Below are 22,764 nucleotides of genomic sequence, written 5' to 3' on the forward strand. Positions count from 1 at the left end.
AAAGCAAGAAAATGGCTAAAATCATTACCAAAGCAAATTTAGCACCTGCTGTTTACGAGTTCGTCGTAGACGCGCCGCTGGTGGCACACAAATGCCATCCGGGACAGTTTGTAATCATCCGCACTGACGAATACAGCGAACGTATTCCTCTGACTATTGCGGATTTTGATCGTGAAAAAGGCTATATTACCTTAATCGTGCAGGCGGTGGGCAACACTACCAAGCATCTGTGCGACACCTTTAACGAGGGTGATGATATTCTCGACGTAGTTGGTCCTCTAGGACATCCTTCCAAGATGGGCAACTTCGGTACTGTTGTAGTAGTTGGCGGCGGCATCGGCGTTGCGCCTGTTTATCCCATCGCGCGTGCATATCACGAGCTGGGCAACAAGGTTATCTCCATCATCGGTGCGCGCGACAAGGATCTGGTAATCTGGCAGGATAAAATGGCTGCTATCAGCGACGAGCTGATTTTGACCACCGATAACGGCAGTGCAGGCCGCAAGGGCTTTGTAACCGACCCGCTGCGTGAAATGCTGGAGGCAGGCGAGAAGATTGACCTGGTATTGGCCATCGGCCCTGTTATCATGATGAAAAACGTGGCAGCGACCACCAAACCCTTCGGCGTTAAAACTACAGCCAGCCTCAACACCATCATGGTAGACGGCACCGGCATGTGCGGCGGCTGCCGTGTAATGGTTGGCGGCGAGAACAAATTTGCCTGTGTAGACGGACCGGAGTTTGATGCTCACGAGGTAGATTTTGCGAACCTGGTAATGCGTCAGCAGATGTACAAGGACCAGGAAGCACTGGAATATAGCTGTGGAGGTCATTGCAAATGCGTGGAGGAATGAGAAATGCTATGCCGGAGCAGCCGGCTGATGTGCGTAACAAAAACTTTCAGGAGGTAGCGCTTGGCTACACTAAGGAAATGGCGGTAGACGAGGCACAGCGTTGCCTGAACTGCCCCAAACCGCGTTGTGTAGGCAGCTGCCCGGTTAATATTGATATTCCTAAGTTTATCCATGAGGTTGCACAGGAAAACTTTGCCGAGGCTTATAAAATCCTTAAGCAAAAGAGTACATTGCCTGCTGTCTGCGGACGTGTCTGCCCGCAGGAAAACCAGTGCGAGGGCAAGTGCGTGCTGGGCATCAAGGGCGAGCCTGTAGCTATTGGCCGTCTGGAGCGCTTTGTTGCCGACTATGCGCGTGAGCATGGCCTGGATAACGATGTAGAAGCTCCGGCAGAACGCAAGGGCAAGAAGGTTGCCGTAGTAGGCAGCGGCCCCAGCGGTCTGACCTGCGCAGGCGATTTGGCAAAAATGGGCTATGATGTAACCATGTACGAAGCGCTGCACGCTGCAGGCGGTGTGCTGATGTACGGTATTCCGCAGTTCCGTCTGCCCAAGGAAATCGTACAGCATGAAATCTCCGCACTGAAAAAGCTGGGCGTAAAAATCGTAGTTGACGCTGTTATCGGTCGCACCTTCACCATCAAGGAGCTGATGGAGGAGGAAGGCTTCAGCGCTGTTTATGTTGGTACCGGCGCCGGTCTGCCGCATTTTATGCAGATTGACGGCGAAAACCTTAACGGCGTATATTCCGCCAACGAATTTTTGACGCGTGTAAACCTGATGAAGGCTTACGAATTCCCGAATTACGCGACACCTGTATACGTTGGCAAGAAGGCTGCTATCGTTGGCGCGGGCAACGTAGCTATGGACGCAGCGCGTACCGCGAAGCGCCTTGGCGCGGAGCATGTATATATAGTGTATCGCCGCAGCGAGGAAGAAATGCCCGCACGTAAGGAAGAAATCGGCCATGCTAAGGAAGAAGGCATTGAGCTGCGCCTGCTGAACAATCCGGTTGCTATTCTGGGCGATGAAAAGGGCTGGGTTAACGGCCTGAAGTGCATCAAGATGGAGCTGGGTGAAGCGGATGCCAGTGGCCGTCGCAGTCCTGTGGCTATCGCAGGCAGCGAGTATGTGCTCGACGTTGACATGGTAGTTATGGCTATCGGCCAGGGCCCGAACCCGCTGATTAAGCAGACTACCCCCGACTTGGAGGTCAACAAGCGCGGTAACATCGTTGCCGACGAGACAGGTGCTACCTCTATTCCGGGCGTGTTCGCCGGTGGCGATATCGTAACCGGTGCTGCTACCGTAATCAGCGCTATGGGCGCAGGCAAGAAGGCTGCAGCTGCTATTGACGAGTACCTGAGCAAGTAAGGGGAAAGCCGGCGCTGTTGCATAATTTAATATGAAATAAGCGTAAAATCCTATTGCAGATGTTCTGAGTTAGTCTGCAATAGGATTTTTATTTATATACATTGTTGTATTTTTATTATAATAAGGGTGAAAGAATTCGGACGTATCAGTTCTGGTATTTATAATGACTTTAAAACAATCAAAAAAACTTTGAAAAATATTTGCTTTTCACGTAATAAAATAATATAATGTAGCTATCTTCACCATAAGAACAAAGGAGTGCAGCAAATGGGATGGTTTAGTTCAAACAAAAATCCTGAAACAGATTATGATTCTATTATTACAACAACCGGCGACTTAAAAGAAGAATATTCTATCATGGGAATCATTTTCTCAGATGGTTCTTTAGGAGACAGTACGCAAGATTGGGAAGTTGAACTCATTAAACTGAAAACCAAGGCTTTAGCAATGAAAGGTCATGCTATAATTTACGTCAAAGCAATTAGCGACGGGAAATATAGTAGATTAATGGGTACAGTAGTACAATTCATTTAAAATATAAAAGAGGTTGGGACAAAACCCGGCTTCTTTGTTTTTAAATATGCTCAAAATAAAAAACACACCTTTAGAGGTGCATTTTAAAAATATCAATATTAGATTATAATACACTTTGAGACAACTGGTAGTTGGTTTTTCTACTCCCTAGCGAGTGGGGGTGATGTTATGACTGTTTTCGAAGCGTTATCTCTGATGATTGCTTTCGCAACTCTGGTCGTGCTGATCCTTACGTATCGTAAGTAATTACGGCATGAAAAAAACCGCCTAGCGGTAAGACGGTTTCTTTCTAACTTTTAAACAATGAGGAGAACCGGCTTTCCACAACCAGTTGTCTCTTTATGTTTATTATACGTTTTATCTTGTTTTTTGTCAAACCTGAATGGTTTGCGGAGGGGATTTTGGGAGGGCTGTGGGGTAGTGGAAGCTATTAAATTTTCCAGGAGTGAATAATTTTAAGGTGTTCAACTTCTTTGTAGATGGCTGGATTAATAAGCTTAATCAAAGTACCCTTTGCACCCTTGGATTTGGTTTCGAAAACTTTGCCACTCTGAAGTTTTTTGAGGGCATTGACTGCGACGCTTCGGGTGATGCCAATCTTGTCCGCTATTTGTGATGCTACGATGATTGTCTCGTCCTGGTTGTTGAGTTCATCTAGAATGTGCAGGATGATGCGGTATTCAGAGTAGGAGAGCGTTCCCAAAGCGTTCCTGGCAGATATTTTCTGGTGAATCTGTTCTTCGATTTCGATTGTTTGCCGGTATTTTTGTTTGAGTTCTATGAGGGCTGTTATGCATTCCATCATTATAAGTTTTCCTTCTCTGATGTTGTTTTCTTTTCTGAGTTGCTTTAGGGCATCTTTTGTTTTCTGGAAGTTTTGGTCATAGTCGCTGCCAAAAGTTTTATATAATTGCTTCATGTTATTTCTAAGGTTCATCAGTTGTTTTCACTCCTTTAAGTTTTTACTCTCTGGGGGAACCGTTTTGTATCCATTTGGACTCTAATAATGTTCGGTAATTTATACTGTAAGTATACCATAGCACAACCATAATTGCTAGTAAAAATCAGAAAATTAACTAAATTCTTTCGGAGATATCATTAAAAGTTGTTAGCTTCACGTTTATAAAATAAAGAGCAGCATAAAAATAGTCTATAATTAGTTTGTTTAAATTATGGTATGTATTAGTATTGAAAAGTATTGATTTCAAAATTTCTTTAGGTGTATAATATATAAAAAGAAAGAATATAGAGCTATTTTTACTGTTTGAAAGGAGAAAAGAATGGTTCGTCAACGTAAAGAACATGTTGCAGCATCATTTAAGCTGGAAAAGAACATATACGAAAAATTGTGTGAGTATTCTACAGTAACAGGAATACCTAAAACAGTAGTTGTAGAAAAAGCCTTATCGTTATATTTGAAGAATGATGATCGGAAATACAACTTTCCTAATAGTGATGATTAATTTTGTGTAAGGATGGATTTAGTGTATGCCTATTGAAAAAATAGATTCACAAATAGCTTTGACGTTTTCAGATAACGAAGCAGAACGGGAAAAAAGAGCAACTCAGATTGCTATTATTGATGCAGACCTTATTGGCAGACAAAAGCATAGATTTCCCAATCTTGTCTGCATGAAGCTGTCGAATTATCTTAAAGAGGTTGAAGGAAAAAATCCTGTATTAAAACTTGACTATGAGAATCTAGAAGACTATGAAGCCGTTTATATTGCTAAAGTTTTTACTGACACCCCATTTCCTGAAGGAATTGTAGAAACTGAGAAAATTCATTTGGGTGGTACTGGCTTTTTCTTCGATAAAGCTCCGAATTTGCCGGATGAAATAGAGCATTATATGCCTGATTATCATTTGTACGATTCTTGGATTGCTGAGCAGGTAGAAAATGCGCGTAAAAAGGCGGAATCTGAAGGCAAAGTTTTTAATAAAACAAGATATCTTGTGCAGTTCAAGGAGTATCTCGAGTATTCCATTGGTTTTTTGACTCGTGGTTGTTTTAGAAAATGTCCTTTTTGTGTTAATCAAAAATATGACCATGTTTTTCAACATAGTCCGTTGAAGGAGTTTTTGGATAATACACGAAAAAAAATATGTCTTCTTGATGATAATGTTTTAGGTTATCCTAAATTCAGTGAGTTGATAGAGGAGCTTTCAGAAACAAAAAAATCTTTTAAGTTTAAGCAGGGTCTTGATGAACGTCTTTTAACGGATGAGAAAAGCAAATTGTTGTTTAGTCTGAGGTATGATGGTGACTTTACATTTGCTTTTGATAACTTGAGTGATTATGATCTTATTCATCAAAAACTTGAGATTCTTAAAAAATATAGAAAGCGTAAAGGAATACGTTTTTATGTTCTTGTTGGCTTTGAAAGTACAGATTATAAAGATATCGAAGGAGCTTTTATTCGTATTGAGCTATTGCTTCGTTATGGCTGCCTGCCTTATATAATGCGATACCAGAGTAAGGATAATGCTCCGTGGAAGGATTCTAAATATCGTGCTCTTTATGTAACGATTGCCAGATGGTGTAATCAGGCTAATATAGTTAAAAAGATGACATTTAGAGAATTCTGTGTTGCGAATCAGGCTCTTCACAAAACCGAAGGGACTATGTGTTCTGCAATGAGGTCTATGATTGAATTTGAAGCAGAATATCCTAAAATAGCAGCAAAATTTTTTGATGTCAGATATATTTGGCCTGAATAATGGTGGTGCGAAATGGATTATATAGATTTATTGAATAACGAAACATATGATATTTCGGATGTAATCAGATTGTTTTATTCGTCTTATGATGATGATATTTTGAGCAATCATAGTGAAGAAGAGTTTCTTGGCGTAGGAAACAAGCTTTTAACTGCCCTTCAACATTATTCTATTGATGAAATTATTGATATTCTTGATGATGGCACTGACATGTTGCCCTTAATCAATTCAACTAATATCCCTCAATTCAGTGATATAAATGCAATAGAGCCTCTTTTGCCTTATGTCGAAGCAAATGCAGGAGATAAATGTACATATGCTTTAATTGGTTATCTCTTTTACAAGGGTAGCAAGGTTGGTGCTCAGACGAAATACGGTGAAAATCATTATAAAACTGCTATGCTTATGGGATTAACTAAGAAAAAGAAGCCTTTTGATGTAACACCCTTAGGTAAATTATATATGGAACTGCCTATCCCTGTTGTAAAAAAGCTGAAGCCATTGTTATATCTTCGTATACCATTAGTTAGGCATGTTTTGATTAAAGCTAAGACGGAATTCGTAAATGTATCTGAAATTATGGCATTAAGTTTATCTGATTCCACAGTCAGAAGAAGGCTCAGTAACGTAAAAATATTGATTGAAGCTTTGGTTTCACTTTCTATTAACAAGGTTAATTACGACATTAATATTAAATGGGTGTGATTGTGTATGTTAAAGGATTTTAGCAATCTTTCTTTAAAAATATCATACGATTCCGGTAAAGATAATGTCTTAAGGGACTTTTATATTCCTGTATTATCTACAGCAAACAGATATGACCGTATTGCCGGATTTTTTTCATCAAGTACTTTGGCTGTAGCTGCAAGAGGTATGGAGGCCTTTATTGAAAACGGTGGAACAATGCGCCTTGTAACTTGTCCCAGGTTAAGCAGTTCTGATGTTGAAGCAATGAAAGGTTCTATTGATAGCTTGGATTCGGTAATCTATAAGAATTTTATTCATTCATATGAGGATATAACTGATAAATTTGAACTTGATCATGTTAAAGCCTTGGGATGGATGATTGCTAATAATCTTTTGACAATAAAAATTGCTGTTGTTCGCAATAATTCTGGGGTATGCAACAGTGATGAAATTGAACGTTTGGGAATAATGCATCAGAAAGTAGGGGTGTTGTATGACCAAGCTGGGAATGCACTTTCTTTTAGTGGCTCCAATAATGAATCTGCCAGCGGATGGATGGCTAATACTGAGGAATTTAAAGTGTTTTGTAGTTGGCAAGGTGCATTGCCTTATATAGAAGCTGATAAAGAACGTTTTGACAGCTTTTGGGGAGGCCGGCGTTTTGATGTTGAGGTTAAAGATATACCAGAGGCAATAAAGGAAAAGCTGATAGTTGAAAGTAAAGATTTTAAACCTGAACATATAGCAACTAAAAAATATTTTTCTACTGTAACTGATAAACCAAAGCCAAAACAGAAACTCGAGTTGTTCTATTATCAAAAGAATGCGCTGGATATGTGGCAAGAAAATAATCGCTCATTGCTCTTGCAGATGGCTACTGGTACAGGTAAGACGAGGACTGCTATCGGTTGTCTTGATAAAGCATTAAAGGATACTAAGCATCTTTTGGTAATAATAGCCTGCCCGCAGGTTACTTTATCTGACCAGTGGAAACGAGATATTGATTCTTTGGATATTGATATAACGCACAGTATATCATTAAATGGCAATGTGAAAAACTGGCAGACCATATTCAATCGAGAGATGCTGAAGCTTAAATTAGGGCAGTATAAGCATCTGGTAGTATATACTACGCACCAGATTTGTTCATCAGCTAAATTTCTTGAGATCATTACATCTCAGAAATTCAGTAGTGTTACTAAATTTCTTGAGATCATTACATCTCAGAAATTCAGTAGTGTTACTAAATTCTTGATAGGTGATGAAGTTCACGGTATGGGTGCTGATAAAACCAGAAATGGTCTTATTGATGAATATACTTATAGACTTGGCTTAAGTGCAACTCCGCAACGTTGGTTTGATGATGCTGGCAGTAAACTTATTGAGGAGTATTTTGGCGGCAAGTCTTTTGAATTTACAATTCATGATGCTTTAACAGAAATTAATCCTATAACTAAAAAGAATTTTCTGGTTAAGTTTGATTATGAGCCATGCTTTGTTTCTCTTACAGATAATGAAATCGAAGAATATAAAAAGCTTACAGAGAAAATTATTAAGTCTAAGCGTTACATGGATGATAAAGATACATATCTGCAGATATTAAGATTTAAACGTGCGGATATTGAGAAAAATGCTGTTGCCAAGTACGACGAGCTCGAAAGAATCCTTGATAACCTTGGCAACGACATAAGCAATATGATTATATTTGTTTCTGATGCCCAGATTGACAATGTTGTCCAAACACTAGGAAAGCGCGGGATATCAACAACTAAGTTTACGCAGGAGCAAGGCACTGCACCTATGGCAAAATATGGTGGGCTTTCAGAACGTGATTATATTATAAGTAAATTCAAGTCTAAGGATTATCAGGTGCTTGTCGCCATAAAATGTTTAGACGAAGGCATAGACATTCCTTCAGCCGACACAGCTATTATTATGGCTTCCAGCACTAATCCCAGAGAATATGTGCAGCGTATAGGACGTATTATCCGTCAGGCACCCAATAAGTATTCTGCCCGTATCTATGATATGATTTTAGAACCTGATTATTATAGGCTTGGTGATGACAAACTTGCTGCTGTCGAACGACGGATTTTTGAAAAAGAAATGGTTAGGGTAAAAGACTTGTCACAGGATGCAGCTAATAGTGTTACCGTATTGACAAAGGTTTACAAGGTTTTGGAGGAAAGCAAATTATGAAAATGAATCCTGCTATAAAAGATAAGGTTGAAAAATATAGTAATGGGAACAAACAGATTGCCAAATTCTTGCTTGATATTATAAAGCACGAAACAGAAGGTGGACAGTATTCAAAGCAATACAGAAAACTCGTTGAAAACGCTGTAGATAAAGGGGAGTAAATTTATGCGACTCATATCTGTTAAAACACATAATTTCAGACAATATAAGGATTTAGAGCTGACTTTTCCGAAAAATGGCAGCTATGATATCCATATCTTAGAAGCTTCTAACGGCGTAGGAAAGACCAATTTTCTTAATGCCATCAACTGGTGTCTCTATGGTGACGAACCTCATAAATCCGGAATCTTTCAACGTGATGACATTCACGAAACGAAAGACGATTCCAACAGCCTGCCTTTATATAACATTGAGGTTATGCAAGAATTAAAAGAAACAGGCGCAAGTTTTTGCTTAGTTAAAGTAATTGTAGAACTGGATATTGATGGTGAAAAATATACATTTACTCGCGAACAGTCTTTTAAAGTAGATAATGGAGTTCCTTTCGGCCAGGAGAAAAGAACATGTAGCAGATTAACTTCGTTTGGTAATACAGAGTTTTTGCAGGAAGATGATATATATACGAAATTACAAACGGTTTTACCTAAAGATATCAGGGAATATTTTTACTTCGATGGTGAACAGCTTTTAACTTACTTCCGTGATAGCAAACGCAGAAATGTTAGAGATAATGTTTATACAATTGCTCAAATCAATATCCTTGATACAGTCAAGAAACATTTGAAATCTACAAAGGACTATTACAAGAATGAATACTTGAAAAAAGATCCTAAGCTCTCGGATAAAGAAACAGAACTGAATTCTGCTAAAGAAAATCGTGAAGCATTAAAATTAAAACTTGATCAAACTGTCTCTGAATTAAAGAAAGCAGAAAAAGAATTGGCAATAATTAATTCTGATATAAATGGGCAAGAGTTTATTTCGGTTTACAACAACAACTATAATGATAAAAAGAAACTTTTACAGTCATATGAGGAAGACTTAAGCAGATTGTATTCTGAACGAGATAGATTTATTAGAGATTCAATAATCAATATTTTACTTTATCATAATAATAAATCTGTAACAGAGTACATAAACAATAGACAGGAAGAAGACGATGCTTTCACTGATCTTCGTGATACTGATATTGAAGAAAGCATTGCTAATTGTGAATGTAAGCTTTGCAAACAGAAATTAGACAAAACCAAACTCCAAGTATTGAAATTCTTACTGGAAAAAATTAAAGGCAATTCCTCTATGAAGAAAATTGCTGAACTTGCTCCATTAATAAGAAATTCTTTAGATATCAATGATTTCACTTCTCGTAAAAATACATTGTTAAAGTCTATTGAAGATAAAAATTATGCAATCGAAGGAATCACAAAAGAAATTGACGAATTGGACGTTAAATTAAAAGAATTCGGTTCTAATGCAGTCGCAAATATAGCTGAATTAATACAAAAAAGAAAAGACTATGAAACCCTTTTAGAAAAGAAGAAAAAAGAGCAACATAATTTTTCGAGTCAGCTTGAAGATGTAAAAAATCAAGTTGCCAAATTAGAAATCGAATACAAAAAAGCGTTAAATTTAGCAGCAGAACAAGAATCATCTAAGAAATACTGGGAATTTGCCAGTGAATCTTATGATGTTCTTAACAAGGTTATTAATGATTTGGCAGAAACCGGTAGAAACCGTATTGCAGAACGAACAGAAAAACTTTTCGGAGAACTTATCTGGAAAAAAGATACCTATGGCAGAGTCGAACTTGCAGAAGATTATTCATTAAAGCTTTATCATAAGTATAATAACAAATCTTGTCTTGACAGTTGTTCTGCTTCAGAAACAGAACTTTTGGCTTTAGCATTCACCTTGGCTGTTCATGAAGTATCTGGTTATGATAGTTTTTTACTTATAGACACACCGGTAGGCAGGGTTTCTGATACTAACAGAAAGAATTTTGCTGAAGTGCTGCTGAAAATCAGCACCGAAAAACAAATCATTTTAGAAGTAACACCTTCCGAGTATTCTGATGAAATAAAGGACGTTTTGTCACAGCCGGAACTTTCAAGTTATGCTAGATTGTATTTAAAGAATAATTGTGTGTTTAAGGAGAATTGAAATGCTTGACAAAAACATTGGAGATAGTCCTTTTAACGTAGATATAAATAATCTTGAATCCATAATAGAGAACAAGATTAAAAAGCTTAATGTTTTGGGCTTAAATGAACAGGGAAACTGCAATATTTTTATGATTTGTCTTGCTTTAGGTGTTAATAAAGGTCTTCGTACACCACTCAAAAAGGTTAAAGGCTGGGTACGACCGAGTGCATTTCCTAGAGATTACCTCGCTTATATTGATGCTGTGGCACTAAGGGAGCTTATACGTGACAACAAAGAAAATCTTATAACCTCAACTGATGAGGTTCATAAGATTGCAGAAGAGTATGTTAATACCGGCTTGCTTATTATCGACGAAATTATTCCTGATGTACGTCTTGCTGATACCGAAACTATTGCATACGAGCTTTTAAGTAAAGTTTGCGATGTATATGATAAGATTTCAGACGATAGATAGACTTTTTTTAGAAAGGAATCATTTATTTTGAAAAAGATTGTTTTGTTGACTTTAATTATACTTCTATGCTCAGTTTCTGTAGCTTTTGGTTATGTAATAGGGAACAGTAATTTGCCTTTAAGCGATTATCCTGATTTTGACAGATATCGTTACAAAAAGCCAACGGCGCCTTATTCTCGTAATCAGTATGATGATTCCAGATATAGAAGTGAAGTAGAAAATTATATTCAAGATGCAAGAAATTATGTTGAAGCTGCAGATAATGATATAGAACGCATTATTGAAGCTAAACAAGAGGCTATTGCATCAGCAAATGAAGCTGTAGATGATTATAACAGATATGTTAGAGGGTACTGAGTAGACTAAAAATAATTTTGTTTGAAAAACGATTTGGTGTCCATTAAAATAGTCTGATTATTTCTGTGGATTAATGTAGTATGCTTATTTAATAGATGTCTACAATGAATAATAGGAGTTGGTTTTAATGCTAAAAATATTGTGTAGTTTCTTGTTGATGGTAGTAATACTTGGTATATCTATGAATAAAGCAGAAGCTCATTCTAGTGCAAGTATATCTGCTGATGAGGGATTCTCTAGTTATAATGGTTGGGTTATGGCGGATATGACTATTAACGAATCAGGAATAGTAACTCCAGATGCATCATATTCAATGAGAATATACACTGCAATGGGATTAGTTCCTGTTGCATATTGTGCATCTGGAGGCAGTCATATGGGAACCTATTACACTTTTTTTGTTAATCCTCAGACAGGCTATTTAATGGTTGACCGTATAGGACCAGCTTCTCATGGCATGGTATTTAGTAGTCCCGATTTAAAGGCTTTTAGTAAAACGGGGCACCTTGTGAATGTAACTGATATGTCACCGCAACGAGAGTTGTATAGAAAAGCAATTAGTGTTGCAAAAACAGAATTTGATAAGTATCAGTCTATGATTAAAAAGTGAATATTCTGCTTAATGTTAATACTTTAATATAGAAATGGTGAAATAGATTATAGAAAAGCAATCAAACGATAAGCGGTTTCGGTATTTAGTTGTCAGATAGCAAAAGAATAAAACTCCTGCCATAGGCTGGCGTTGGCCAACTTATGACAGGAGTTTGTATTTGTTAATCCCAAAAATAACCTTACTTATCTTCTTCCTCGAACTGAAAAATATATTCCACCGGCTTGCCAAACACCTTGGAGATATCCATAGCCAGCTTAAGCGAGGGATTGTATTTTCCGTTTTCCAGATTGCCGATGGTTTCTCTCCTGACACCGACAAGCTCTGCAAGGTCACTTTGCTGCATTTTTCTTTCCTTGCGCAGTTCGTGGATTCTAGTTTTTAATATAGGCATTTTGCACCATCCTCATTATTCACGTTCAAATTGTAGGAAAAAGTACCCATAAAGTGTTAAGCTGATGCCAAGAATAATTCTAAGTATGGTATCAGTATCAACGGTAATATTGATTAAAACCATAATGAAGAGAAGGGCGCTGATTAAGCTCAATGTCAGCATTAAAGAACGGTAAGCAGCCCGGTGAAGGTTATCAAGAGCACGTTCATCATCAATGTCAGATTTAAGAAAAAATGTCAGCAGAAGTCCTAATACTGCTACTAAATTTAATAATGTGCTGCTCATGCTTAAATATATGTTGCCGGATTTGATAAATAGTGCCATAAGGACAAAGCTGGCTCCGAAAAAAATATTGGCATAACCATATTTTTGCTTGAGTGTTAATCTGAAATTCTTCATTTTTAATGCCTCCAATGCGATATATTTCTAACATATGCTGAAATAATATCACATAATTTGCTCGTAGTCAAGAAAAATGTGAGAAATATATCACTTGGGGATGCTCACAGGATTTACATGAGTAAAGACAGTGAAGAATATTAACATAGTTTTTGAAGATATGCAAAATATGCTTTTGGATTTTACCATCTTGACTACTGCAAAAACTTTTCAAAATAAAAAGTTTCTGCACTTGAGTGCAAAAACTCTCAAAAAAATAAAGTTTTTGCATTTCAATGCATGAAGTCCATCATAAAGCATAAAGAAAACCCCTCTGTAGGCAATGCCTTTAGAGGGGGAGAATACTACTTACTATTCTAATCTTATTTTTTTACTTTGCCTTCGCCAAAAACACTAATCCATTGAGCTATAATACGCTCGCGATTCAGTAAAATATATTTCCTGATTTGGCGAATCTCATTATCCGGAATTTTTCCGTTATTATTGGCTAATTCTGCTCCATCACTGGTAATCCAAAACTTGGTGGCATTAGGTGTTTGAGTACCTTTTGCAACATGAACATGTATTGGCTCCATGTTTTCATTAGCCCAAAAATAAAACACATACCCTAAGAAACCTGCTAATATTTTAGGCAATTTGCTTACTCTCCTTTGCCATTTCCCACATAAGTAAAAGATTATCCGCTGCGAAGCTCTCAATCCAATAAAGCTCGTCCTCACTAAAGCCAAAAGCCTTGATAAACTTTTTGTCAGGCATAATGATTTCAGCGAAATCAAAACCATTATTATTGTTGGGCCGTTCAAATCTTACGCAAATATATTCCTTGTATTCTTCATCTATAATGTCGCTGGTAGTGACTGTAATGCCGTTGAACATGCAGTAGTAATGCTTGTTGGTACACATAGACGCACAACTCCTTTCAATGAGCTTATTTAATTATATTATAGCGTAGCAGGGGTGAATAGTAAATAGAAGAATACCCCCACATCCCCTCCACACTTAATTCACAATAGTTTTATATTTTCTTTTAGTAACCTATGCTATAATATGCTTAGAAAGTGAAAATGAGGTGATTATCATGCGTAAAGTTACAGTCTTACTATTAGCTGCCTTAGTGCTTGTAGGCGCCAATACAGCTCTTGCTGATAAAACCATAACCTTAGACAAGGATACCAAGCTGGTGCCGCAGGGCTGGACGGTAGCGGACGATATCAAGTTCAAGAAGAATACTGTTGTAAAGCTCAACGATGACGGTCAGGTAATCGAGGGCGTGCTGGCGAGCGCAACCTATCTGCGTCCTGCAGGATGGAAGAGCCTGGCGAGCAACTATTATTATGTGGAGCGCAGTGCGCCGTTCTTCCCTCCGCGCTTCTTCTACCATCCGTACCGCCCGGGGCTGGTGATTCCTGCTGATGGTCATGTGCGCTACATGGGCAACAAGTCCGTGACCTTTGCCAAGGACGGCACTGTGCTCAGCGGTGTGATTGATAATGACGTTATCCTGCAGCTGAGCGATAACGGCTACGGCTTTGTGCGCTTTAAAAATGACAATCTGCTGACCTTTGATACAAACGGCAGGGTTATAAGCGGTACACTGGCGGAGGCAACGAAGCTGCGTCCTCGTGGCTGGCAGCACAACCTGCAGGATGAAAGCGCTGGCTTTGTAGAGTTCAAGAGCGGTACAGGCATCACTTTTGATGCGACCGGCCTTGTAACCAACGGTTCGCTGAACAAGAAAACCTTGTGGCATAATGCCGACGGCAGCACGAAGGAGCTGGAGGCTAAGGCACCGGTTGCCTTTACTGCGGACGGAGCAGAGCAGGGATAAGCAGAAAATTACAAAACGTAAATACCGTACAGGCTTCGGTGGCTATGACGCTGAGGTCTGCACGGTATTTTTTTATAGGTGGGTAATGCCTAAGAATAAAATATTTTTTTTGACATCAGCGTTTGTAACAGGTGCTAAGTGTAGCCGTAAAAGCAATACTGTACAATTATGGAGTAATGAGGTATACTATATGTAGTGCGAAAGCAATATTATTATGAATTGAAAAAATTTTCTTCAAGGAGGAAACAGCATGGAAGAAACAAGACCCTTTGTAAGCTGGGACTTAGTCCACGATTTTATGGTAGACGTATTTGTTAAATACGGCGTTCCCGAAGAGGATGCACGCATTTGTACAGACGTTCTGCTGGAAAGCGACAGACGCGGTATTGAAAGCCACGGCTGCAACCGCTTCAAGCCTATTTACTTGGATCGAATTAAAAACGGCACCCTGCTGCCGAAAACCGAAATTGAAATTGTCAAGGATACTCCTTGTACTGTAGTTATGGATGCTCATAACGGCATGGGCATGGTTGCTTCCCATAAGATGATGGAAATGCTGATTGAAAAGGCTTCCAAGTACGGTATGGCCGGCGGCACCATCTTTAATTCTACTCACTATGGCATTGCAGGCTACTGGACCACTATGGCTGAAAAGGCAGGCATGATCGGTATTTCCGGTACCAACGCAAGACCTTCCGTTGCTCCTACCTTCGGCGTTGAGCCGATGATGGGCACCAACCCGCTGACCTTTACTATGCCTACCGATGAGGAATTCCCGTTCAACTTTGACTGTGCAACCAGCATCATCCAAAACGGTAAGATTGAGTTCTATGCTAGACAGGGTAAGGATACTCCGGCAGGTCTGGTAGTTGCTAAGGACGGCGGCACTATGACCGAATCCGCTACCATCCTGAAGGAAATGCGTGCAGGCAACGTTGCTCTGCTGCCGTTGGGCGGTCTGGGCGAAGAAACTGGCGGCTACAAGGGCTACGGCTTCACTACTATCGTAGAGATTCTGTCCTCCGCACTGGCAGGCGGTCCTTTCATGAAGGCGCTGTCCGGTAAGGATGAAAACGGCAACAACGCTATGTATCATCTGGGTCACTTCTTCTTCGTTATCAACCCTGCATTCTTCATGGGCGTTGACACCTTCAAGAAAACTGCCGGCGATATCTGCCGCGGTCTGCGCAATTCCACCAAGGCTCCCGGTCAGGAACGCATCTATACTGCCGGCGAGAAGGAATATATGTCTTGGCTGGATAGAAAAGACAAGGGTGTACCGGTTGGCGAATCCATTCAGAAGGAATTCGTTCAGCTCAGAGATGAGCTGGGCCTGACTCAGTACAAATTCCCGTTTGAAAAATAATAAGCTATAACAAAAGCCTGGGCGTTTGCTCAGGCTTTTTACGTTGGCGTTATGTTGTTATTAAAGCATGAAAAAAGCCGTACGGCTTGATTTTTACTATTACAGTAAATTTATAGCAGTACGGCTTGTTTTTAGTCTTTATTCTTGATGAAGATGAAGATCAGTCCGCTGATACCCATCAGCAGCGGGTAGAAGCAGTAGGGGATGATGGCGAAGGGGTTAAGTCCAGTGAGGCTTGCCGCAGCCAGAAGCTGTGCGCCGTAGGGGATAAGTCCCTGGCCCATGGAGCTGAACATATCAAGCAGAGAAGCACTGCGGCGAGGCGTTACGCCGAACTCTTCGCTGATGTCCTTGGCAATCGGACCTGCCATAACAATCGCAACAGTGTTGTTCGCGGTGCAGATATCAACAAGCAGAGCGAGAGCAGCAATACCAAGCTCACCGCCTTTGGTGCTGCTGATGCGGCTCTTGATGAAGTTCAGTACGAAATCAATACCGCCGTATTCCTTAATCAGAGTGATGATGCAGGCTACAATGATAGAAATAACGGTGATGTCATACATAGACATAATGCCGTTGCCGACATGGGTGAACATTTTGGTAGCAGTAAACATGCCTGTTCCGAGGCCTACCAGCATACTGAGCACGGTACCGATAATAAGAATAACGAAAACGTTTACACCGCTTACGGCACCGATTAATACGAACAGATAGGGGAGAACCTTAATCAGACTGTAATCGAGGTTGCCGTTGACCTGATATTCGTTGGTTTTGCCCAAGAAGTAGAACAGGCCAAGAGTGATGATTGCTGCCGGAAGAACGATTTTGAAGTTCTCGCGGAACTTGTCGCGCATATCGCAGCCCTGTGTTTTAACAGCAGCAATGGTTGTATCGGAAATAATAGAAAGGTTGTCACCGAACATTGCACCGCAGACTACGGCACCGGCGCAGATAGCCATCGGGAAGCCGGTTTTGTCGCTGATGCCTGCAGCAATCGGAGCAAGTGCGGTAATTGTGCCTACGGAAGTACCCATAGAAATGGAAATGAAGCACCCGATGGCGAAGAGGCCTGCAACCGCCATGTTGCCCGGCAGAATGGAAAGGCCGAGGTTAACGGTGCTTTCTACACCGCCGGCAGCGCGGACAGCGCCGGAAAAGGCACCTGCGGCAAGGAAGATGAGGCACATGGTGAGAATATTTTCGTCACCTACGCCGGTAGAAGCAAGGCGCAGCTTCTGCACAAAGCTGAGCTTTTTGTTTTGCAGGAAAGCTATGATTAAAGCAATTAAAAAGCCTACAATCGCAGGCATGCTGTAAAAATCCCCGGTAATCAGGCCTGAGCCTATAAAAAACAGCAAAAAGACTGCGATAGGCAGCAGAGCGATGGCACGCCCCTTGGAATGGTTGTTGGTCATAAACAGAATCTCCTTTTATATAATTTTCAGCTTTTTCTATTATATCAATTAAATTTTTAGTATGCAAGGAAGATTGATGAAGGATTGCTAAAAGAATAAAAATAAAAAGCTCCGAACTCCTAAAAGTTCGAAGCTTTAACTTCTTGGCTCCCCGAGTAGGACTCGAACCTACGACGCCCTGATTAACAGTCAGGTGTTCTACCGGCTGAACTATCGGGGAATTAAGGTTGGTAAGTCAACCAACGAAGATTATTATACTCGCATGGCAATTATTTGTCAACAGTTTTTTTAGAAAAATTTATAAGTATTTTTTGAAGGCGATAATAGCGCAGGTTTCAGCAGGGAATAAGCTTATATATGGAACGAAGGCAAGTGATATAGATGGCGAGGGATAGCTGTTCCGGGTGCGTTACCATAAAGACTCCGCCCTTTGCCTTTAGTTAATACAACAACTGCAGACAGTAAGAAAAGATAAAATCTTTAGATAAATAGTAGGCTTGTTTAAGGTTTTATGCTATAATATCCTTAATGATATAAACTACATGTGTAAAGGAGTGTTCCCCATGGAAGAAGCTGTATTATACGCTGTGGAAAACAATATTGCGACGATTACTATGAACCGTCCGAAGAGCCTGAATTCAATGAATGACGCGCTGATTGACGGTTTGCATGCTGCCATTACCAAGGCTGCTGCTGACGCTGAGGTGCGTGCTATCGTACTTACCGGCAACGGCAAAGCATTTTGTGCCGGCGGCGACCTGAGCTATCTGAACGGCTTGGAGGGCGTTGCTGCCAAGAAGGACTTCATCGCTAAGGTGGGCGACGTTGCCAAACGCCTGACTACTATTCCTAAACCTGTTATTGCTTATATCAATGGCGTTACTGCCGGTGCCGGCGTTAACCTAATGCTGGCCTGCGACCTGGTATATGCATCTGCCAAGGCACGCTTTGGCGAGAGCTTTGCCAAGGTTGGCCTGATTCCCGACTGCGGCGGCTTGTACTTCCTGCCGAAGGCTATCGGTGTGCTGAAGGCTAAAGAGCTGATGTTTACCGGTGACCTGATTGACGCTGCAACTGCCAAGGAGCTTGGCATGCTGAATGATGTCTATGAGGACGAAGAGCTGAAGGGCAAGGTTTATGCTATGGCTGCACGTCTGGCAGCAAGCGCTCCGCTGTCTATCAGCCTGACGAAAAAATATCTCAATGACCACGACCTGACATTGGACGAGGTGCTGGCAATCGAAGAAACTACCCAGGCACTGCTGATGGGTACCGATGACTGCAAGGAAGGCATTGCTGCCTTCTATGAAAAGCGTGCGCCGCAATTCACAGGCAAATAAGAAAATAATCAGCAGAAAAAAGTAAATGTTTACGGAACTGTCACATAATTTATACTGATGGTTCCGTTTTCTTTTTGACGTAGGAATACAAGATGTTGTATAATAAATCTATTGATAAATTTTTCTCGGAGGAAAGTATGCTCGATTTCAGTACAATGATCTATCGCATTCCTGCGCTGCTGTTTGCGATTACAATACACGAATATGCCCATGCGCAATGTGCGGACAGCATGGGTGACCCGACTGCGCGTTATATGGGACGCATGACCTTCAACCCGATGGCGCATCTGGACCCGTTGGGCGCGATTCTGCTGGTGGTAGCAGGCTTCGGTTGGGCTAAGCCCGTAGAAATTAACCCCGGCAATTTCCGCAACCGCCGCGAGGGTATTCTGAAGGTTTCCTTTGCCGGTCCCGCAGCCAATCTGTTTTTGTGCTTTCTTGCAGCATTCTTCATGACATTTTTAAATCGCTTCGGTCTTTTGAGTGATGGCGTTTACCGCTTTTTGCTGTGGATGCAATTATATAATGTATGGTTTGCTTTCTTCAATCTGATTCCGGTTCCGCCGCTGGACGGCTCCAAGATTCTTTCGGAGCTTTTGCCGCCGTCTATGGCCTGGAAGTTTGACAATCTGGTGGGACGCTACGGCTTTTATATTCTGATTGCTTTGGTGTTCACCGGTATTACAGGTGCGATTATCAGACCGCTTGCCGCAGGCTACATGATGTTGGTAAACGGTATATTGGGTTTAGTGTTCTAAGCCATGGCTGATTTATCGTTGAAGCTGACTGCGTTCGAAGGTCCGCTGGATTTGCTCCTGCACCTTATCGAGCGTGATAAAGTAGATATTTATGATATTCCCATCGCTGCGGTTACGGAGCAGTATATAAGCTATCTGCGCAGCATGAGTGAATTTGATATGGAGGTCGCCAGTGATTTTCTGGTGATGGCCGCAACGCTGCTGCAGATTAAATCGCGTATGCTGCTGCCCAAGCAGTCCGCTGAGGGCGAGGAGGAGGAAGCAGACCCGCGCCAACAGCTGGTGGAGATGCTGGTGGAATACCGCCGCATTAAGCGTGCCGCTGCCGCTTTGGCGGATATGAAGCAGAGCGCTGACCTGTACTGGCAGCGTGAGCCGATGTTCGGCAACTTGGTGGAGCGCACTGTTGCTCCCTGCACGGTGCAGCAGTTATTGAAGGCTTTGGCAGGCATGACGACGTCAGCTGATGGCAAGCCGGCAGCCTTTATTGAGCCGCAGGCCTTCAGCGTACAGGATAAAATGGCAGATATTCTGCAAAGACTGCAGCGTCAGCCGCAGGGCTTTATGCTGAATGAGATTTTTACCGCAGGCAGCCCTGCCGAAAAGGTGGCCTGCTTTTTGGGTGTGTTGGAGCTGCTGAAGCTGGGACTGATTACTATCAGCCAGGCACAGCGCTTTGCACCGATTTATATCTTCGCCAAGCAGGGACAGGAGGAAGCAAACGATGTATCTTGACAAAATGACAGGAGCACTGGAAGCGCTGCTGTTTGCTGCAGGTGAGCCTGTTTCTGTGGCGGAGCTTGCGGACCTTCTGCAACTGGAAAAGCCGCAGGTGTGGGAGCTTGTTTCGGAGCTGAAGCAATCCTACGAGGCGGAAAGCAGGGGATTGATGCTGCGTGAAACAGCAGGCTGCTTTCAGCTGGTGACTAAGCCGGTTTACTACAGCATATTGCTGGGCTTGGGACGCAAAAAGGAAGTAAAGCTGACGAATGCGTCTTTGGAAACCTTGGCGATTGTCGCTTTTAAGCAGCCGGTGACGCGCGCTGAGATGGAAGCCATCCGCGGCGTGAAGGTTGACGGTGTACTCAATACACTGCTGGACTTAGGTCTGGTGGCGGAAGCAGGACGCAAAAAAGCTTTGGGCAACCCGATTTTGTATGCTACGACAGAAAAATTTCTGATGGTGTTCGGACTAAACTCATTGGAGGAGCTGCCTCCGCTGGAAACGAAGCCTGAAGATGAGGAAGAGGCTACGCAGCAGGTGCTGCAGCTTGATAATACATTAGAAGCAAAGGAAAACTGAGATAGATGGAAGAACGTTTACAAAAAATTCTGGCGGCAGCAGGCGTTGCCTCCCGCCGCGAAGCAGAAAAAATTATTACGGCAGGTCGCGTCCGCGTGAACGGTAAGGTTGTTACCGAGCTGGGCTGCAAGTTTGATGCCGCTAAGGTACGCATCAGCGTTGACGGCAAGCCGATTGCCCAAGAGGCCAAGGCATATTACATGTTCTATAAGCCGAGGGGAGTAGTCACCACGATGTCCGACCCGCAAAACCGCCGCAGCATTGCCGATTTCGTGCAGAACCTGCCGGAGAGAGTTTTCCCGGTAGGCCGCCTGGACTTCAATACCGAAGGACTGTTGCTGCTGACGAATGACGGTGCGCTGGCACAGGCGCTGATGCATCCGAGCCATGAGGTTAATAAAACCTACCTCGTTAAGGTTCCGGGCATTGTGCCGCAGGAAAAGCTGGACCAGCTGCGCTTGGGCGTAAAGCTGGAGGACGGTCCGACCGCTCCGGCGATTGTCAACCTGCGTGATTATGACCATGAGCGTGGCTTTACGCTTTTTGATATCACCATCCATGAGGGACGTAACCGCCAAATTCGCCGCATGTGCGACGCTATCGGCTTTCCGGTGCGCGATCTGAAGCGCATCAAGCTGGGACCGCTGCAGCTGAGCAACTTGGGACGCGGCAAGTTCCGTAGCCTGAGCGAGCAGGAATTATCTCAGCTCAGAAAGGCGGCTAAGCTATGACGCGAGTTGCGATTGTAGGCGGCGGCGCGGCAGGCCTGTTGGCAGGTATTGCTGCAGCCTGGGGCGGAGCGCAGGTAACGATTTATGAAAAAATGCGTGTGCCGGGCAAGAAAATGCTCATCACCGGCAAGGGACGCTGCAACATTACCAACGCTTGCGAAATCCCCGATTTCATAAAAAATCTGCCCGGAAACGGAAGATTTTTAAATAGTGCTTTACATAGGTTCACAAATGATGATATAGTATTGCTGTTGGAGAGTAACGGATTGCCGACGAAGGTTGAACGCGGCGGACGTATTTTTCCGGTAAGCGACAAGGCGAAGGATGTAGTCGATACGCTGGTAAGGGTTTATACCGAGGCCGGCGGCAAGCTGCAGACTGACACCAAGGTTATTGATATCATGGTCAAGGAAGGCCATGTGTACGGCGTGCGCACGGTCAACGGCGTGTACGAGGCAGACAGAGTTATTCTGGCTGCGGGCGGTGCGTCCTATCCGGGCACAGGCAGCGATGGCGGCGGTGCCAAGCTTGCGAAAAAGCTGGGTCACACGATTGTGCCGCTGAAGCCTTCTCTGATACCGCTGGAAAGCGATTATCCTTATGTGGATGATTTGCAGGGACTTTCCCTGCGCAACGTGCAGGCAACGCTTTTTGCCGACGGCGTGAAGCTGGGCAGTGAATTCGGCGAGATGCTGTTTACACATTTCGGCGTTTCCGGTCCCATTGTGCTTTCGCTGAGCAATCTTGCCGTAGACGCTTTGGCTGCAGGTAAGGATGTAGAGCTAGAGGTTGACCTGAAGCCTGCGCTAAGCGAGGAAAAGCTGGATGCGCGCATTCAGCGCGATTTTGTGCAGTACAGCCGTAAGCAGGTGCTCAACGGCATGAAGGATTTGCTGCCGCAGCGACTGATTCCAGTTGTGCTGGATATGTCCTACGTTGATGAGAACAAATTCATCAACCAGGTTTCGCGCGAGGAGCGTCACAGACTGCTGCAGACGCTGAAGCATTTTGTCATCACCATTTCCGCAACACGTCCGATTGCAGAGGCTATCGTTACCGCAGGCGGCGTGAGCGTGAAGGAGATTGACCCCAAGACCATGGAATCCAAGCGCATCAAGGGCCTGTACTTTGCAGGCGAGGTTATGGATGTCGACGGCTATACCGGCGGCTATAATCTGCAGGCGGCGTTCAGCAGCGGCCATGCTGCGGGCGAAGCGGCAGCTGCGGAAGAATAATTCATAAATTTGACTTAAATTAGGCTATCCATATACATGTAAA

27 protein-coding genes and 1 tRNA gene are annotated in these 22,764 nt (G+C 42.5%); 21 read left to right on the forward strand and 7 right to left on the reverse strand.

The annotated features are described in order from the left end of the window. The first annotated feature begins 11 nt into the window (after window positions 1–11). From Q7Q81_RS02985 to Q7Q81_RS11050, 4 genes are all read left to right on the forward strand, one after another. Window positions 12–854, forward strand: a complete 843-nt coding sequence (locus Q7Q81_RS02985) for a sulfide/dihydroorotate dehydrogenase-like FAD/NAD-binding protein (RefSeq protein WP_304273610.1) — start codon at window positions 12–14, stop codon at window positions 852–854. Then, complete coding sequence (gene gltA / locus Q7Q81_RS02990) at window positions 839–2,227, forward strand: NADPH-dependent glutamate synthase (RefSeq protein WP_304273612.1); 1,389 nt, start codon at window positions 839–841, stop codon at window positions 2,225–2,227. Before Q7Q81_RS02985 ends, gltA begins: the two co-directional genes overlap by 16 nt. Before the next feature lie 267 nt (window positions 2,228–2,494). Then, window positions 2,495–2,761 carry a hypothetical protein gene (locus tag Q7Q81_RS02995; RefSeq protein ID WP_304224082.1) on the forward strand — a complete coding sequence of 89 codons (267 nt, stop codon included), beginning with the start codon at window positions 2,495–2,497 and terminating at the stop codon, window positions 2,759–2,761. A gap of 168 nt (window positions 2,762–2,929) precedes the next feature. Continuing rightward, window positions 2,930–3,007, forward strand: a complete 78-nt coding sequence (locus tag Q7Q81_RS11050) for a putative holin-like toxin (protein ID WP_366939773.1) — start codon at window positions 2,930–2,932, stop codon at window positions 3,005–3,007. A 184-nt stretch (window positions 3,008–3,191) separates the two neighbouring features. Here Q7Q81_RS11050 and Q7Q81_RS03000 read toward each other — a convergent pair whose 3' ends face one another. Then, complete coding sequence (locus Q7Q81_RS03000; protein WP_304273614.1) at window positions 3,192–3,698, reverse strand: replication/maintenance protein RepL; 507 nt, start codon at window positions 3,696–3,698, stop codon at window positions 3,192–3,194. Between the two features lie 343 nt (window positions 3,699–4,041). On the opposite strand from Q7Q81_RS03000, the gene Q7Q81_RS03005 reads away from it, so the two are divergent. The 9 genes from Q7Q81_RS03005 (at window position 4,042) to Q7Q81_RS03045 (ending at window position 11,952) form a co-directional block, all read left to right on the forward strand. Further along, window positions 4,042–4,224 (forward strand): ribbon-helix-helix domain-containing protein, encoded by a 183-nt coding sequence (locus Q7Q81_RS03005; protein WP_304273616.1) that lies wholly within the window; start codon window positions 4,042–4,044, stop codon window positions 4,222–4,224. Window positions 4,225–4,249: 25 nt separating this feature from the next. After that, window positions 4,250–5,482: a hypothetical protein gene (locus tag Q7Q81_RS03010; protein WP_304273618.1), complete on the forward strand. Its 1,233-nt coding sequence runs from the start codon at window positions 4,250–4,252 to the stop codon at window positions 5,480–5,482. Window positions 5,483–5,494: 12 nt separating this feature from the next. After that, window positions 5,495–6,187 carry a hypothetical protein gene (locus tag Q7Q81_RS03015; protein WP_304273620.1) on the forward strand — a complete coding sequence of 231 codons (693 nt, stop codon included), beginning with the start codon at window positions 5,495–5,497 and terminating at the stop codon, window positions 6,185–6,187. 6 nt (window positions 6,188–6,193) lie between these two features. Further along, a complete protein-coding gene (locus Q7Q81_RS03020; RefSeq protein ID WP_304273622.1) occupies window positions 6,194–8,368 on the forward strand; it encodes a DEAD/DEAH box helicase family protein in 2,175 nt (724 codons plus the stop codon). Further along, window positions 8,365–8,529 carry a hypothetical protein gene (locus Q7Q81_RS03025; protein ID WP_304273624.1) on the forward strand — a complete coding sequence of 55 codons (165 nt, stop codon included), beginning with the start codon at window positions 8,365–8,367 and terminating at the stop codon, window positions 8,527–8,529. Before Q7Q81_RS03020 ends, Q7Q81_RS03025 begins: the two co-directional genes overlap by 4 nt. 4 nt (window positions 8,530–8,533) lie before the next feature. Further along, window positions 8,534–10,528: an AAA family ATPase gene (locus Q7Q81_RS03030; protein WP_304273627.1), complete on the forward strand. Its 1,995-nt coding sequence runs from the start codon at window positions 8,534–8,536 to the stop codon at window positions 10,526–10,528. A gap of 1 nt (window position 10,529) precedes the next feature. Next, window positions 10,530–10,985 (forward strand): hypothetical protein, encoded by a 456-nt coding sequence (locus Q7Q81_RS03035; protein WP_304273629.1) that lies wholly within the window; start codon window positions 10,530–10,532, stop codon window positions 10,983–10,985. Window positions 10,986–11,012: 27 nt separating this feature from the next. After that, entirely contained in the window at window positions 11,013–11,342 is a 330-nt protein-coding gene (locus tag Q7Q81_RS03040) for a hypothetical protein (RefSeq protein ID WP_304273631.1), read from the forward strand. Between the two features lie 127 nt (window positions 11,343–11,469). Next, complete coding sequence (locus Q7Q81_RS03045; RefSeq protein WP_304273633.1) at window positions 11,470–11,952, forward strand: hypothetical protein; 483 nt, start codon at window positions 11,470–11,472, stop codon at window positions 11,950–11,952. Window positions 11,953–12,133: 181 nt separating this feature from the next. On the opposite strand, the gene Q7Q81_RS03050 is transcribed toward Q7Q81_RS03045, so the two are convergent. The 4 genes from Q7Q81_RS03050 to Q7Q81_RS03065 form a co-directional block, all read right to left on the reverse strand. After that, entirely contained in the window at window positions 12,134–12,346 is a 213-nt protein-coding gene (locus tag Q7Q81_RS03050) for a helix-turn-helix transcriptional regulator (protein WP_304273635.1), read from the reverse strand. A 15-nt stretch (window positions 12,347–12,361) separates the two neighbouring features. Beyond that, window positions 12,362–12,745, reverse strand: a complete 384-nt coding sequence (locus tag Q7Q81_RS03055) for a hypothetical protein (RefSeq protein WP_293692236.1) — start codon at window positions 12,743–12,745, stop codon at window positions 12,362–12,364. 362 nt (window positions 12,746–13,107) lie between these two features. Beyond that, window positions 13,108–13,380, reverse strand: coding sequence for a DUF4160 domain-containing protein (locus Q7Q81_RS03060; RefSeq protein WP_304273638.1), 273 nt, complete (start codon window positions 13,378–13,380; stop codon window positions 13,108–13,110). Further along, a complete protein-coding gene (locus Q7Q81_RS03065; RefSeq protein WP_021719293.1) occupies window positions 13,373–13,648 on the reverse strand; it encodes a hypothetical protein in 276 nt (91 codons plus the stop codon). Before Q7Q81_RS03065 ends, Q7Q81_RS03060 begins: the two co-directional genes overlap by 8 nt. A 175-nt stretch (window positions 13,649–13,823) precedes the next feature. Between Q7Q81_RS03065 and Q7Q81_RS03070 the strand changes: the two genes are divergently transcribed. After that, window positions 13,824–14,573 (forward strand): hypothetical protein, encoded by a 750-nt coding sequence (locus Q7Q81_RS03070; RefSeq protein WP_304273640.1) that lies wholly within the window; start codon window positions 13,824–13,826, stop codon window positions 14,571–14,573. Window positions 14,574–14,823: 250 nt separating this feature from the next. Then, a complete protein-coding gene (locus Q7Q81_RS03075; RefSeq protein WP_304273642.1) occupies window positions 14,824–15,939 on the forward strand; it encodes an Ldh family oxidoreductase in 1,116 nt (371 codons plus the stop codon). A 131-nt stretch (window positions 15,940–16,070) separates the two neighbouring features. Here the strand turns inward: Q7Q81_RS03075 and Q7Q81_RS03080 are convergent, their stop codons facing one another. Further along, window positions 16,071–17,354: a Na+/H+ antiporter NhaC family protein gene (locus Q7Q81_RS03080; protein WP_304273644.1), complete on the reverse strand. Its 1,284-nt coding sequence runs from the start codon at window positions 17,352–17,354 to the stop codon at window positions 16,071–16,073. 144 nt (window positions 17,355–17,498) lie between these two features. Then, a tRNA-Asn gene (locus Q7Q81_RS03085) sits at window positions 17,499–17,574 on the reverse strand. A 343-nt stretch (window positions 17,575–17,917) separates the two neighbouring features. Here Q7Q81_RS03085 and Q7Q81_RS03090 point away from each other — a divergent pair. The 6 genes from Q7Q81_RS03090 (at window position 17,918) to Q7Q81_RS03115 (ending at window position 22,721) form a co-directional block, all read left to right on the forward strand. After that, complete coding sequence (locus Q7Q81_RS03090) at window positions 17,918–18,694, forward strand: enoyl-CoA hydratase/isomerase family protein (RefSeq protein WP_293390256.1); 777 nt, start codon at window positions 17,918–17,920, stop codon at window positions 18,692–18,694. Window positions 18,695–18,831: 137 nt separating this feature from the next. Beyond that, window positions 18,832–19,452 (forward strand): site-2 protease family protein, encoded by a 621-nt coding sequence (locus Q7Q81_RS03095; protein WP_303710443.1) that lies wholly within the window; start codon window positions 18,832–18,834, stop codon window positions 19,450–19,452. A gap of 3 nt (window positions 19,453–19,455) precedes the next feature. Next, the gene (locus tag Q7Q81_RS03100; RefSeq protein WP_304273647.1) at window positions 19,456–20,187 is read left to right on the forward strand and encodes a segregation and condensation protein A; all 732 of its coding nucleotides are present in this window, start codon (window positions 19,456–19,458) and stop codon (window positions 20,185–20,187) included. After that, window positions 20,177–20,755 (forward strand): SMC-Scp complex subunit ScpB, encoded by a 579-nt coding sequence (gene scpB, locus Q7Q81_RS03105; RefSeq protein ID WP_304273649.1) that lies wholly within the window; start codon window positions 20,177–20,179, stop codon window positions 20,753–20,755. Before Q7Q81_RS03100 ends, scpB begins: the two co-directional genes overlap by 11 nt. A 5-nt stretch (window positions 20,756–20,760) precedes the next feature. After that, window positions 20,761–21,486 (forward strand): pseudouridine synthase, encoded by a 726-nt coding sequence (locus Q7Q81_RS03110; protein ID WP_304134531.1) that lies wholly within the window; start codon window positions 20,761–20,763, stop codon window positions 21,484–21,486. Next, complete coding sequence (locus Q7Q81_RS03115) at window positions 21,483–22,721, forward strand: NAD(P)/FAD-dependent oxidoreductase (protein ID WP_304273651.1); 1,239 nt, start codon at window positions 21,483–21,485, stop codon at window positions 22,719–22,721. Before Q7Q81_RS03110 ends, Q7Q81_RS03115 begins: the two co-directional genes overlap by 4 nt. The last annotated feature ends 43 nt before the right edge of the window (window positions 22,722–22,764 follow it).

It is taken from the genome of Phascolarctobacterium succinatutens (assembly GCF_958453765.1).
GTDB lineage: Bacteria > Bacillota > Negativicutes > Acidaminococcales > Acidaminococcaceae > Phascolarctobacterium_A > Phascolarctobacterium_A succinatutens_B.